Genomic DNA, 14,933 nt, shown 5'->3' on the forward strand with positions numbered 1-14,933 from the left:
GTAAAAATGAAATTTATAGGAAAATTTGATCCATTAAAGGACGAAATAGTTCGTGTTATGGATAAAGATGGTAAAATTGTTGATGAAAAATTAATGCCTGAAATGACAGATAAAGAATTAATTGATGCATATTGATTAATGAATCTTTCAAGAAGACAAGATGATTTTCAAAATAAAGCACAAAGACAAGGGAGATTATTATCATTTCTTTCTTCAACAGGACAAGAAGCATCTGAAATCGGATATACAATGCCTTTAATAAAAGGAAAAGATTGATTCTCATCTGGTTATAGAAATAATGCTGCTTGATTAAGCGTGGGTATGCCAATGAGAAATATAATGCTTTATTGAATGGGAAATGAGTATGGTGGTCAATCACCAGAGGGTGTTAACTCTTTACCACCAAATATTATTATTGGTTCTCAATATTCACATGCAACAGGAATAGCTTTTGCAGAAAAATATAGAGGAACAGGTGGAGTTGCAGTAACTACAACAGGTGATGGTGGAATGAGTGAAGGTGAAACTTATGAAGCAATGAACTTTGCAAAAATTCATGAACTACCAGTTGTTTTCATTTGTGAAAATAATAAATGAGCTATTTCAACACCTTATAAAAAGTCTACAAAATCAATAAATATAGCTGTAAAAGGTATTGCATCAGGAATGCCTTCAATTAAAGTTGATGGAAATGACTTGCTTGCAGTTTATGCAGTTGCAAAAGAAGCAATTGAACATGCAAGAAGTGGTAAAGGTCCAGTTTTCATTGAATGTGATACATATAGATTAGGAGCCCATTCATCATCAGATAACCCAGATATTTATAGACCAAAATCTGAATTTGAAGAGGCACTTAAATCAGATCCATTAATAAGAATGAAAAAATATTTAGTTAGCAAAAAAATATGAAATGATAAAAAGCAAGAGGAATTAGATAAAAAGCAAGATGAACTTATTAGAACTGAATTTGACTGAGCTGAAGCAAATAAATCATATGAATTAGAAGATATTTTTAACTTCCAATTTGCTGAAAAAACTCCAGATTTAGAAAAACAATATAAGGAAGCAAAAGAGTTTTTCACTAAATATCCAGAAGTAGCTAAAGGAGGACACCATTAATGAAAGTTTTAAATAATGTTAAAGCAGTTTCAGAAGCATTAGAAGTTGCAATGGAAAAATGAGATGACGTTGTTGTTTATGGAGAAGATGCTGGTTATGAAGGTGGAGTGTTTAGAGCAACAGAAGGATTACAAGCCAAGTTTGGTGAAAAAAGATGTTTTGATGCTCCAATCTCAGAAGCTGTATTTGCTGGTGTAGCTATTGGTATGGCAGTAAATAAAATGAAACCAGTTGTAGAATTACAATTTGAAGGTTTAGGATGACCATCATTACAAAATATTTTAGGACATATGGGTAGAATGAGAAACAGAACAAGAGGCAAGTACCCAACACCAGTTGTGATAAGAATGCCAATGGGTGGTGGAATTAGAGCTCTTGAATTACACTCTGAAGCTATGGAAGCAATGTATGCTCATACTCCAGGTATTAAGGTAGTTTGTCCTTCAACACCTTATGATACAAAAGGTTTAATTTTAGCAGCAATTGAATCACCAGATCCAGTTATTGTTTTTGAACCAACAAAATTGTATAGAGCATTTAAACAAGAAGTTCCTGAAGGATTTTACACTGTTGAAATAGGAAAAGCTTTTAAAATCCAAGAGGGAAATGACTTAACAGTTGTTACTTATGGAGCGCAAACAGTGGATTGTCAAAAAGCAATTGATGAGTTAGAAGAAAAAAATCCAGATGTTACAATTGAATTAATTGATTTACGTTCAATTCAACCATGAGATAAAGATATGATTTTTGAATCTGTTAAAAAAACAGGAAGATTATTAGTTGTTCATGAAGCAATTAGATCATTTTCAGTATCATCTGAAATTATTGCTTCAGTAAATGAAGAATGTTTTGAATATTTAAAGGCTCCATCAATGAGATGTACAGGATATGACATTGTTATACCTTTTGACTCAGGTGAAGCTTACCATCAACCTCATCCAAAAAAAATACTAGTTAAAATGGAAGAAATCTTAAATTATAAATTTTAGATACTAAGAGGAGAATTAGAAATATGTTTAAAGTAAAATTCGCAGATATTGGAGAAGGTTTAACAGAAGGTACAGTTACTGAAGTTCTTGTAAAAGTTGGAGATCAAGTTAAAATGGGAGATGCTCTTTTTAATGTTGAAACTGATAAAGTTACTTCAGATATCTATGCACCAGTTGATGGTAAAGTAGCAACAATTTTAATTTCAGCAAATCAAGAAATTAAAGTTGGTCAAGTTGTTGTTGAAATTGATGATGGTAAAGGAGATGTTCCAAAAGAAGAAGCAACATCTAAATCAGAACCAGTGGAGGAAAATGCATCAGTTGTTGGTGCAACGCCCGTTTCAAATGAAGTTATTTCAAGAAAAGCGAGAGAAGTTGCACCTAAAGCAAATATCGCTTCTCAAATAAGTATTATTGATAATAGCAATGTTGATGTTAAAGCATCTCCATTAGCAAGAAAAGTTGCAGCAGTTATGGGAGTAGATCTTTCAAAAGTAAGTCCTACTGGTCCAAATAATAGAATATTAGTTTCTGATGTTGAAGGGTATGCAGCAAATCCACAAAGCGTTGCACCATCAATAAAAGCAGCAGCACCTGGACCAAAAGGGGTAGCAATTGATTACTCAAACCCATTAATCTCAGTTCCTGAAATTAATGAACCTCTAACATTTGAATCAAAACCTTGAAATCCAATTAGAAAAGCAACTGTTAAAGCAATGACAACAGCTCATGAAAAAGTTGCTGGATTTACAGGATTAAGAAATTTAGATGTTACTGAGTTAGTAAATATTAGAAAACAGCTTAAAGGGCATGCAGATTCACTGAGAGTTAAATTAACTTATTTAGCATTTATTATTAAAGCAAGTGCTAATGCATTAAAAGATATGCCAAATTTAAATGTAAGAATTGATGAAGAAAATAAAGCAACAAAATTTGCTCAACAAATCAATATTGGTATGGCTTGTGATACACCTGATGGTTTAATGGTTCCAGTTATTAGAGGAGCTGATAAATTAAGTGTTTTGCAAATTGCTGTAAAAATAAATGATTTGGCAACTAAGGCAAGAAATAAAAAACTTTCAGCCACAGAAATGAGTGGAGCAACATTTACAGTAACTAACTTTGGAGCTGTAGGATTAGATTATGCAACACCAATTGTTAACTTTCCAGAAGCAGCTATTTTAGGTGTTGGAACAATTACAAGAGCGCCTGGGGTAATTAAAGAAGAAATCGAAATTAGAGACTATATGCCATTTTCAATAACTGCAGATCATAAAGTAATTGATGGAGCAGATGCAGGAAGATTTTTAACAAGAGTAGCATACTACTTACAAAATCCTGCAACTCTGTTAGTTTAGGAGAATTAGAAATATGTTTAAAGTAAAATTCGCAGATATTGGAGAAGGTTTAACAGAAGGTACAGTTACTGAAGTTCTTGTAAAAGTTGGAGATCAAGTTAAAATGGGAGATGCTCTTTTTAATGTTGAAACTGATAAAGTTACTTCAGATATTTATGCACCAGTTGATGGTAAAGTAGCAACAATTTTAATTTCAGCAAATCAAGAAATTAAAGTTGGTCAAGTTGTTGTTGAAATTGATGATGGTAAAGGTGATGCTCCAAAAGAAGAAGCAACATCTAAATCAGAACCAGTGGAGGAAAATGCATCAGTTGTTGGTGCAACACCTGTTTCAAATGATCTTCTTTCAAGAGGAAGAACCAGAGCTGTTCCTCCAAAAAGATCCGCAGTAGAAACTATTGTAAATGCAGTAAATAATGTTAATATGTCAGGTCTTACAAAAGGTAAAGGTGGACAAGTAAAACCAGCACCTAAATTTAATTCAACAAATCCAGAGAATCACTATGAAGTAATAGTTATTGGTGCTGGAGTTGGAGGTTATGTTTCAGCTATTAAATGTGCTCAACTTGGATTGAAAACATTAATTATTGAAAAAGGTAATTATGGTGGAGTTTGTTTAAATATTGGTTGTATACCAACTAAGACATTATTAAAGTCAGCATATTTATATGAACAAATTACAAAACGTGCAGACAAGTATGGAATCAAAGTTGATGTAACAGGAGTAAAAGCTGATTGAAAAGCAATTCAAGCAAGAAAAGATGATGTTGTAAATAAACTAACAACTGGTGTAAAAGGTCTTTTGAAAAAAAACAAGGTTACAGCAATTGAAGGTCATGCAAAAGCAATTGATAAAAATACTGTAAGTGTAAATGGTAAAAAATATACTTGTGATAATTTGATTGTGGCTACTGGAAGTGTGCCAAATCATTTCAATTTACCGGGAGCAAAAGAAGCTATTGAATCAGGTTGATTAATCGATTCAACAGGAGCATTGGCACTTCCTAAAATTCCAAAAGAATTAGTTATTATTGGTGGAGGAGTTATAGGAATTGAATTTGCTTGTGTTTATAAGAGATTAGGAACAAAAGTTACAGTTTTACAATTCTTACCAACAATTTTAGAAATGTTAGATAGTGATGTTTCAAAAGAAATGACAAAAGAGTTATTGTCTAGAGGAAATTTAGAAATCATTTATGGAGTTAATACAAAATCTTTTGGTAAAAAAGAAGTAGTTTATGAAAAAGATGGTAAAGAATATAAAATTAAAGCGGATTATTGTTTACAATCAGTTGGACGTAAAGTTATAACTGAGGGATTTGATAAAATTGGTTTAGAAATGAATGAACGAGGTCACATCAATGTAAATGAATATTGTGAAACAAATATTGATGGAGTTTATTCAATTGGTGATGTTACAGGAAAAATGATGTTAGCCCATGTTGCTTCTCACCAAGGTATTATTGCAGCAAATAGAATCGCAAAGAGATTAGGTAGTGAACATGCTGAAGATTTAACTATGAACTTTGATAGAGTTCCAAGTTGTATTTATACTTATCCAGAAGTTGCTTGTGTTGGTAAAACAGAAGATGAATTAAAAAAATCTGGAACAGATTACAAAGTATACAAGTTTCCATTTGCAGCAATTGGTAAGGCACTTGCAGACGGAAATACAGGTGGATTTGTTAAATTAATTTGTGAACCAAAATATAAACAAGTATTAGGGTGTCATATTATTTCAAATACAGCAACAGATATGATTTCAGAAATTACAACTGTTATGGAATCTGAAGCTACAATTAGTGAGATTGCAAGAGCTATTCATCCTCACCCTTCATTGAGTGAAGCTATTGGTGAAGCAGCTGAAGCATTAGAATCAGGAAAACCAATTAACTTTTAAAAATTAATAATTAATATAAACACCTTATAAACTAGAACTACTAGAAAATATAATGGTGTTTTTTTGATGTATAATAAAGAGAAAACTTGATGTGTTCTATTTAAAATAGTTAGAGGTTAGAAAAATGTTAAATACGCAAATACTTATTTTTGATTTTGGAAGTCAATATACTCAATTGTTAGCAAGAAGAGTAAGAAATTTAAATGTCTATGCTGAGGTTATACCCTTTGATAAAACAAAAGAGGATTTAAAAAAATATAAAGATCTAAAAGCAATAATTTTATCTGGCGGACCAAATAGTGTCTATTTGAATGAGGCTTATAAAATCGATAAGGAAATATTTAATCTTGGAGTTCCAATATTAGGTGTTTGCTATGGTATGCAGTTAATTACTGAAATGTTTGGTGGTAAAGTTGAATTAGCTGATTCTCAAGAATTTGGTAAAGCTAAATTATATATTGATGATGAGAAAAGTCTATTATTTAAAAAAGTTAGTCAAAATTCACAAGTATGAATGAGTCATGCAGATCACTTAACAAAAATGCCTGATGGTTTTAAACAAATTGCTCATTCTGATTCATCAGTTGCAGGTATTGAAAGTGAAAAAAGGAATATCTATGGAATTCAATTTCATGCAGAAGTTACTCACTCTGAAAAAGGAATTCAAATTTTAAAAAACTTTATTTTTGACATTTCAAAATGTAAGAAAGATTGAGAAATGAAACAATTTATTGAAAACAAAATAAAAGAAATAAAAGAAATTGTTGGAGATGAGCAAGTTATTTTAGGTCTTTCTGGAGGAGTAGATTCATCAGTAGCTGCGGCTTTAATATCAAAAGCTATTGGTAGACAACTGAAATGTATTTTAGTAGATACTGGTTTATTAAGAAAAGATGAAGCTAAAAAAGTAATGGATTTATATAACAAAGAATTTGATATGGATATTAAATTGGTTGATGCAAGTCAAGAATTTTATAAAGTATTAAAAGGCCAAATTGATCCAGAAGATAAAAGAAAAACTATTGGTAAAAAATTTATTGAAGTTTTTAGTGAAGAGGCAAGAAAAATGCAAGGGGCAAAATTTTTGGCTCAGGGTACAATTTATCCAGATGTAATTGAATCATCAAGTAATGGTCATGTTTCAAAAACAATTAAATCACATCATAATGTTGGTGGCTTACCTAAAGATTTAAAATTTGATTTATTAGAACCGTTAAGAGAGTTATTTAAAGATGAAGTAAGAGCTGTGGGAAGAGAACTAGGAATTCCTGCTTTAATGATTGATCGTCATCCTTTTCCAGGACCTGGTCTTGGAGTAAGAGTTATTGGTGAAGTTACAAAGGAAAAATGCGAAATTTTAAAAGAAGCTGATGACATTTTTATTAGTAATTTAATTGAAGCTAATTTATATAATGAAGTATCTCAAGCATTTGTTACACTATTGCCTGTAAAAACAGTTGGTGTTATGGGAGATAATAGAACTTATGATTATGTGGTTGCATTGCGAAGTGTAAATACAATTGATTTTATGACAGCTTCAAGTACACACTTACCTTGAGATTTTTTAGATAAAGTTGTTAATGAAATTATTAATAAGGTGGATGGAGTTAATAGAGTAGTTTATGATATAACTTCAAAACCACCAGGAACAATAGAATGAGAATAAAGGAGAACTTGTATGAATAAAAATGATTTAAATGGAAAAATAATTAGTGAAGGTATTACTTTTGATGATGTTTTATTAGTACCAAGATATTCTGAAATATTGCCCAATGATGTTTCATTAAAAACAAAATTGACAAAAAATATAGAACTTAATATTCCAATAATAAGTTCCGCTATGGATACTGTAACTGAATCTAAGCTTGCTATTGAAATAGCAAGATGTGGTGGCATTGGAATTATTCATAAAAACTTATCAATTGAAGAACAATCTTTAGAAGTTCAAAAAGTTAAAAGAAATGAATCAGGGTTTATAACGGACCCTATTACAATTAAAAAAGAAACAATTGTTGAACAAGCAAATGAAATTATGGCGACCTATAAAATATCAGGGTTACCTGTTGTTGATGATAGTGGCAAATTAATTGGAATTCTTACAAATAGAGATTTAAAATACTTTGAAGATTTTCAAGCAAAAGTAGAAGTGATTATGACTAAAGAAAATTTAATTACAGGTAATCCATCAACTACATTAGAACAAGCAAAGGCCATTTTATTAAAAAATAGAATTGAAAAATTACCAATTGTTGATGTTAATAATACTTTAGTTGGTTTAATCACAACAAAAGATATTGATAAAGCAATTGATCATCCAAATGCTTGTAAAGATGAAAAAGGAAGATTAAGAGTTGGTGCTGCTGTTGGAGTGGGTGAAGACTTTATGCAAAGAGTTGATGAACTTGTAAAAGCCCAAGCAGATGTTATTGTTATTGATTCAGCTCATGGTCACAGTAAAGGTATTATTGATGTAATTAAAAAAATTAGAAGTAAATATAAGAACTTAGAAATAATTGCAGGAAATATTTGTACTGTGCAAGGAGCAGAGGCTTTATACAAAGCTGGTGCTAACGGAGTAAAAGTTGGAGTTGGTCCTGGAAGTATTTGTACAACAAGAGTTGTTGCTGGAGTTGGAGTTCCTCAAATAACTGCAATTAATGATGTATTTAACTGAGCCAAAGATAAAGAAATAACTATTATTGCTGATGGGGGAATTAAATATTCAGGTGATATTGTTAAAGCTCTTGCAGCAGGTGCTCATAGTGTTATGATGGGAAGTATTTTTGCAGGAACTGAAGAATCACCTGGAGAAGAAATAATTGCCAATGGTAAAAAATATAAAACTTATGTTGGAATGGGTTCACTTGTTGCTATGAAAAGAGGAAGTAGTGATCGTTATTTCCAAAAAGGTGCTAAAAAATTAGTACCTGAAGGTATTGAAGCAAGAGTTCCTTTTAAAGGAAAAATGAGAGAAGTAGTTTTCCAATTAATGGGTGGCCTAAAAAGTGGAATGGGTTATACTGGAAGTAAAACTATTGAACAACTACGCTTAGAAACTCAATTTGTAAAAATTACAAATGCTAGCTTAAAAGAAAGTCATCCTCATGATGTGGAACTTACAAAAGAAGCTCCAAACTATAATAAATAAATTTTGGTTCATTGTATGAACCTTTTGTTTTGCAAATAAAATAGAAATGAGAGGATAGTTATGAAAAAAATTAATTTAGATGATATTGCAAAAAATGCTTGAAGTAATGCTTTACTTTGTCAATGTGGAGATGAGAAGGATAATTTGGATATTCACAGAATTTGTTTAGTTTGTTTAAAAATTATGGACTACAATGAGCATTATTCACAAATAAATGTAAAAAAGCCATGAGACATTAAATTTTACAATAATGATAATTATAACTTAGTTGAATTTAGTGGTATCACAATGGCAGTTCATAAGGAGTGCTTTATAAAATAAATATAAGTACTTATATGCTAAAATTATTTTGTTATCTTTAAGGAGAGAAAAAAATGAAGAAACTTTCTGCAAATGAAATTAGAAAAATGTGACTAGATTTTTTTAAATCAAAAGATCACTATTTTTTAGAACCTGTTAGTTTAGTACCTGTAGAAGATCCAAGTTTATTATGAATAAACTCTGGAGTTGCTACTTTAAAACCATATTTCGATGGAAGAATGAACCCTCCATCACCTAGATTAACAAATTCACAAAAATCTATTAGAACAAATGATATTGAGAACGTAGGAGTTACAGCACGACATCAAACAATGTTTGAGATGTTAGGTAATTTCTCAATTGGGGATTACTTTAAGAAAGAAGCAATAGAATTTGCATGAGAACTTTTAACTTCTCCAAAGTGATTTGATATTAATCCAGATCTTTTATACATAACTGTCTTTAATGAAGATCAAGAAGCCTATGATGTTTGAACTAAAGTTATTAAAATTAAAGAAGATCATATTTTTAAAGGAACAAGAGATACTAACTTTTGAGATGTAGGACAAGGACCATGTGGACCCAATACAGAGATATTTTTTGATCGTGGTGAAAAATGAGATCCTAAAAAAATTGGATCAAAACTTTTAAAAGATGATATTGAAAATGATCGATACATTGAAATTTGAAATATTGTTTTCTCACAATTTAATAATGATGGTAATAATAATTACACAGAGTTACCAAGAAAAAATATTGATACGGGTGCTGGTTTTGAGAGATTAGTTTCAATTTTTCAAGAAGCTCCAACTAACTTTGAAACTGATATATTTTTTCCAACAATACAAGAAGTTGAAAAAATGTGTAATAAAGAGTTTAGATACTCAATTGAAAATTATTATAATGAAAATAAGGAACAAACTAAAATTAATACAGCTTTTAAAGTAATTGCTGATCATGTTAGAGCAGCTGTTTTTGCTATAAGTGATGGAGTGTTTCCTGGAAATAAAGATAGAGGATATATTATTAGGAGACTTATTAGAAGAAGTTCTGTCTATGGAAGAAAACTAGGAATTAAAGAGTCATTTTTATATAAACTAGTAGATAAAGTAATAGGGGTAATGAAAGACTTTTATCCTTATTTAATTGAAAAAAAAGATATGGTTAAAGAAGTTATTAAACAAGAGGAATTAAGATTTTTAAAAACACTTTCAAAAGGTTATGAACATTTAGAAACTATTATTAATGCAGAAAAAAAAGTAACTGGTAAAAATGCATTATTGCTTTTTGAATCTTTTGGATTTCCAATTGAATTAACTACGGAAATAGCAAATGAAGCTAATGTAAAAATTGACTTAAAAAGTTATGAAAAACTTTTGGAAGAGGCAAAACAATTAGCAAGAAACTCAAGAAAAGATGACAAGGCTTGAAATAAACAATCAGCGATTTTAACAGGTTTAAATGTTGAAAGCGAATTTGTTGGCTATGATTTAGACGAATGTGATTCAAAAGTTAACTTCATTTTTGAAGATGAAAAAAGATTAGAGTCTGTAACAAATAAAGTAGTATTTATAACTTTAACAAAAACTCCTTTTTATGCTGAAAAAGGTGGGCAAGCTGCTGATAATGGTTACTTAATTGATTCACAAGATAATCGCCACTTAGTAATGGATGTTAAAACGGGTCCAAATGGCCAACATATTCATAAGGTTCAAGTTAATGGAACTTTAAAAAATGGTGATATTGTTAAAGCAATAATTGATAGTGAAAAGCGATTCTATACTATGAAAAATCACTCAGGTACACATATTTTACAAGCAGCTCTTCAAGAGGTTCTTGGAAAAGAAACTTTACAAAATGGTAGTTATAATGATGAGAATGGTTTAAGAATTGATATTTCATATAATAGATTACCAACTCCAGAAGAAGTAGTAAAAATTCACTCAGTTATAGCAAGAGAAATTAAAAAAGAAATTCCTAGAGAAATTATTCACTGTTCATTAAAAGAAGCTATTGAAAAACATAATGCCCTAGCATTATTTACAGAAAAGTATGGTAAGAATGTTAGAGTAATTAAATTTGGATCATTTTCTTGTGAACTTTGTGGGGGAACCCATGTTGCTAATACAAAAGATATTGAAGACTTACTAATTACCAATGTTGAGTCAAAGGGAAGCGGAGTATTTAGATATCATGCAGTAACTAGTCATAAGGAAGTGAGTAGTTATTTAGAGCAGTTGTTTATTAAACAAAAATTAGAAATTCAAATTATAATAGATAAATTTAATAAATTTAAATTAAAAGTTAAAAATGATTTAATTGAAAAAGAAATTAATAAAATAATGTCTCTAAGGGCAACTAAGGAAAATTTAGTAATTATAAAACAAAAAGTAAATGATTTAAAAAACTCATTTAAGATATATCAAAAAGAAATTGAAGAAATTTTAATTGAAGAGAAATTACTAAAATATTCTGATATTATTCCTGTTAAAAAAGAGAATATAAATTTAATTGAATTAGAAACTAATAATCTAGAAATGAAAGAAATGAAATCTCTTTCAGACAAATTACAAAATAAGTTCGAAAATTTAATTATTATGCTTTGGAATACAAATGAAAAAATTTTTATTGTATCGGTGAATGATAAAATTGCAAAAGATAATAGAGCAATTGATCTATTTAATAACAATAAGAAATTTAAAGTTAAAGGTGGAGGAAATAATACATTTGCTCAAGGTAAGATAATTTAATTATTTTATATATAAACATTAATTTTAAAAATATTTTTTAAAATTAATGTTTTTTTTTTTTTTTTATCAACTATAATTAAAATAGGTGAGAAATATAATGAAGAAAGTTAGAAGTAATATAAACTTAATAATTATTTTTATTCTTCTTTTTTTAACATTTCCTATTCAAAATATCTTAAATCAAAAAACTAATATACTTATATTGTCAATATTAGTTAATGTGACTTTAATCATAATTTCTTTGTATTTCATCTCTAAATTTATTGTAAATTTACTAAAATTTATCGAAAAATATAATGATGAAATATCAAGAAAAAATTTAATAAGTTTAAGCTTATTAAATAATAATTTTAAATTTTATATAACAATGTTGGTTACCTTTTTATTTTTCATTTTTTCAATAACTCAAACCTGTATTTCAATTGAAAGAACAACAGTAATTTCAATGGAAATATATTGATGAACAAATTATAAATTTGATAGAGTAATTAACTTAGATTATATAAATATATTATTTTTTGCTCAGTTTATTTTAATAAGCTCACTTTTACTATACTCATTCTTTTATTTTATATTTTTCTTCTTTATATATTCTGTAATAAAGACTGTTTCAAAATCTAATGAAAACTTAAATCACCTTATTTATAAAAAATCTACTAAATTAAATTTATTTTTGAAAATGCTTATTAAGTATTTAAATAATATTAAACTACAAGACAAAAAAGTTGAAAATAGTTGAAAAGAAATAATAATTTTAATTAGCAATATTAAATCAAAGGAATTGAAAAGCTTTAAAAAGGCAACGACTCCTCCATTATTTTTCTAATTAAAAACTTTTTAGCGTTGTTTTTAAGTTAATCACTTAGATTTATCAAAATGGACAAAAATTTAAGTGTAAAAAATACAGAGTATAAAGAGAAACAAAATTATTTAAATAATCTCTAATGACACAATAATTTAAAAATTAAAAGGGTAAATAATAAGGAAGATAAACTATAAGATTTTAAAAAAATGAGTATAAAAAGAAAAAATACTTAATAAAATTAAGTACTTATTGAATGAAAGAAAAAAGGAGAATTTTAATTATGAAAAAATTACTAAATATATTAACATCTGTAACCTTAATTGGTTCAGCTGCAACATCAGTAGCGGCTTGTGGCGGCGGGGAAAAAAAAGACCCAGACCTTTCTACTATGCAGCAAGAAATGCTAAATGGAGCAGAGTTTATTTCAAGACTTATTGTTGCTGGAAGACATGAAAATTTAAATTACAATGTTAATGAAATATTATCAATTTTCTTAACACCAACACCAACAGCTATGAACATGCCAATTTCTTATAATTATGAAGGAAAAAGTATAAATATGGCAGCAAATATAAATAAATTTAAAAACTACTTAGCGCCTTCTTTAAATTACTATAACGGTGATAATTATGCGGGAATGTTTGCTAGTTATCTTATGGGGATGTATGAAGATGACTTTTATAATGAGATAATAAATGGTAAAAATGGAGAGTATTATTTTAGAGATACTTTTTCAAAAGCAGGTGACCAAGGCTACAATAAAAAAAATAGCAATGCTATGGGTTATGGAGCTGGATTAGGTAAGGATATTAATTTATCAAAAAATCAAGATAGAAGAAATCTAGCATGAGGAATACAAGATACAGGAGCATTATCAAATTATTTATTGAATTTGGGTTTTGATGGTGCAAATCCAACTGATACAAATGGGACATCATCACCGAAAACTAGTGCAGGTCCCAATAAAGGGGGAACAAATGGTTCTGGTTATGCATGATATAACTCTATTTTAATGAATAATGGAGCTACAAAGAGTGCAGATTATAGCCAAGGTTGAAATGCAATAGGAATTCCACTTACAAAAGGAAAATTAAAGGGAACAGACTTTAAAGCAGCAGATGATGAACTTAAATCAAGTATTAATGGAATTAGGTTTAACTCAACAGGAGCTTTAATTACAAAAGTAGCAGGAGAACAAAATATAAATGGATTTATTAGTATGTTTGGCTCAATGTTAGAAAATTTATCAGATACAAAAAATGGAGCTTTATTAACTGGAGAATTTATAAATATTTTATTTCCAATGATAAGAGGTGAAGGTGTTACTAATGCTGCAACTATAATGCAAGCTGTAGGATTATCTTTAATTTATAATGTTTGAAGTGGAATTAAAGAGATAAACTCAGAGTTAGTTTCAAACCCTGAATTATCAGAAATAATTGAAAGACTGGATGAACCAAAGAAACTATTTACATCAGTACCAATTGTAGGAGACTTACCAGTTACAGAAAATATTAAAGTTGAAGCATTATATAAAATGTCAGATAGAGACAAATCAGTAGAAAATCATGGTACAAATGCAAAGGATATTGTTTCAGTAATTGAAACTTTAACAGAAATTTATAACTCTTATTCAAATAAGCAGGATTTTAATGATAAATTTTTTATAAACAATGATGCTCCATTTTATAAATCTTATTCATTAATTAGAAAATATATAGGAGAAGAAAATTGAAAAGATGCAATGAATGGAAAAAATAATGATGGAGGTATAAACCTTTTAAATTTTGCAAAACAAGCATTTGAGATGTTAACAGAAAAAGAAGTAATTGATAAATTTGATTCTATAGTTAATGCATTTGATAATAAAAAAAGCTTTAGGGAGTTATCAAGTGTTGAAAAAAATAATTATTTAAAGTTATTAGGATGAAATGAAGAAGAAGGATATATAGAGGGATCTCTTTCAGGACGTATTTATAATGCTATGACAAACCCTGAAGTTCACGGACAAAGAGATTTTAAAAAATTCTTTGATAGTTTTAAATATTCTGTAGAAAATGCTATGGGAGAGCTTCATAAACCAGTTCTTCAATATTTAACTGATGATAAATATTGAAAGGTTAATAATTTCACAATTAATACAACAAGTAATACACAAAGAGCAGGTAAAATGGAGTTTGATTTAAATTATACTGGTAATGGAGATGTTACCTCTAATGCAAGTAAGCAAACTAAAAAGGTTGAGGTTAATGAAAAATTTAATCCATATCAAACTATTGCTGAGAATCAGAAAAAAAATTGAAAACCTGAAATTGAAAGTAAATTAGATAAAGAAAAAATTGAAAATTCAGGACAAATTTTAGGATTAAAGCAACAAGTTGTTAAAGAAGATGAACTATTGAAATACGATGGTTTAGGAAATCATTCTGATTATAAGCCAGTAAATAACTCATATAAGATAGTGTGAGAAAATATTTCTAAAAATCCTGATTCACCATATTGAGTTATTACATCCTTAAAATCATTTAATGCAAGCGGTCAAGAATTCTATAATATTTATTAAT

Annotated in this window: 10 protein-coding genes; all 10 read left to right on the forward strand. The window is 28.8% G+C overall.

The window, feature by feature from the left end; all coding sequences use genetic code 4:
* Window positions 1-6 precede the first annotated feature (6 nt).
* The 10 genes from pdhA to AAHM84_RS04985 all read left to right on the forward strand — a co-directional run bounded on the left by pdhA (window position 7) and on the right by AAHM84_RS04985 (window position 14,932).
* Window positions 7-1,119: a pyruvate dehydrogenase (acetyl-transferring) E1 component subunit alpha gene (gene pdhA / locus AAHM84_RS04940; protein ID WP_342258794.1), complete on the forward strand. Its 1,113-nt coding sequence runs from the start codon at window positions 7-9 to the stop codon at window positions 1,117-1,119.
* Window positions 1,119-2,108, forward strand: a complete 990-nt coding sequence (locus AAHM84_RS04945; protein ID WP_342258795.1) for an alpha-ketoacid dehydrogenase subunit beta — start codon at window positions 1,119-1,121, stop codon at window positions 2,106-2,108. Before pdhA ends, AAHM84_RS04945 begins: the two co-directional genes overlap by 1 nt.
* Window positions 2,109-2,131: 23 nt before the next feature.
* Window positions 2,132-3,466 (forward strand): dihydrolipoamide acetyltransferase family protein, encoded by a 1,335-nt coding sequence (locus AAHM84_RS04950; protein WP_342258796.1) that lies wholly within the window; start codon window positions 2,132-2,134, stop codon window positions 3,464-3,466.
* A gap of 13 nt (window positions 3,467-3,479) precedes the next feature.
* Window positions 3,480-5,366, forward strand: a complete 1,887-nt coding sequence (gene lpdA / locus AAHM84_RS04955) for a dihydrolipoyl dehydrogenase (RefSeq protein WP_342258797.1) — start codon at window positions 3,480-3,482, stop codon at window positions 5,364-5,366.
* 124 nt (window positions 5,367-5,490) lie between these two features.
* Window positions 5,491-7,032, forward strand: a complete 1,542-nt coding sequence (gene guaA, locus AAHM84_RS04960; protein WP_342258798.1) for a glutamine-hydrolyzing GMP synthase — start codon at window positions 5,491-5,493, stop codon at window positions 7,030-7,032.
* Between the two features lie 12 nt (window positions 7,033-7,044).
* Window positions 7,045-8,514: an IMP dehydrogenase gene (gene guaB / locus AAHM84_RS04965; RefSeq protein WP_342258799.1), complete on the forward strand. Its 1,470-nt coding sequence runs from the start codon at window positions 7,045-7,047 to the stop codon at window positions 8,512-8,514.
* A 60-nt stretch (window positions 8,515-8,574) separates the two neighbouring features.
* The gene (locus tag AAHM84_RS04970) at window positions 8,575-8,835 is read left to right on the forward strand and encodes a hypothetical protein (RefSeq protein WP_342258800.1); all 261 of its coding nucleotides are present in this window, start codon (window positions 8,575-8,577) and stop codon (window positions 8,833-8,835) included.
* Between the two features lie 53 nt (window positions 8,836-8,888).
* On the forward strand, window positions 8,889-11,564 hold the full coding sequence (gene alaS, locus AAHM84_RS04975; protein WP_342258801.1) for an alanine--tRNA ligase: 2,676 nt from the start codon (window positions 8,889-8,891) through the stop codon (window positions 11,562-11,564).
* A gap of 97 nt (window positions 11,565-11,661) precedes the next feature.
* The gene (locus AAHM84_RS04980; protein ID WP_342258802.1) at window positions 11,662-12,390 is read left to right on the forward strand and encodes a hypothetical protein; all 729 of its coding nucleotides are present in this window, start codon (window positions 11,662-11,664) and stop codon (window positions 12,388-12,390) included.
* Between the two features lie 259 nt (window positions 12,391-12,649).
* Window positions 12,650-14,932, forward strand: a complete 2,283-nt coding sequence (locus AAHM84_RS04985) for a lipoprotein (protein WP_342258803.1) — start codon at window positions 12,650-12,652, stop codon at window positions 14,930-14,932.
* Window position 14,933 lies beyond the last annotated feature (1 nt).

The sequence above is a fragment of the Spiroplasma endosymbiont of Dioctria linearis genome, from assembly GCF_964030865.1.
In the GTDB taxonomy this organism is placed as follows: Bacteria; Bacillota_I; Bacilli_A; order Mycoplasmatales; family Mycoplasmataceae; genus Spiroplasma_A.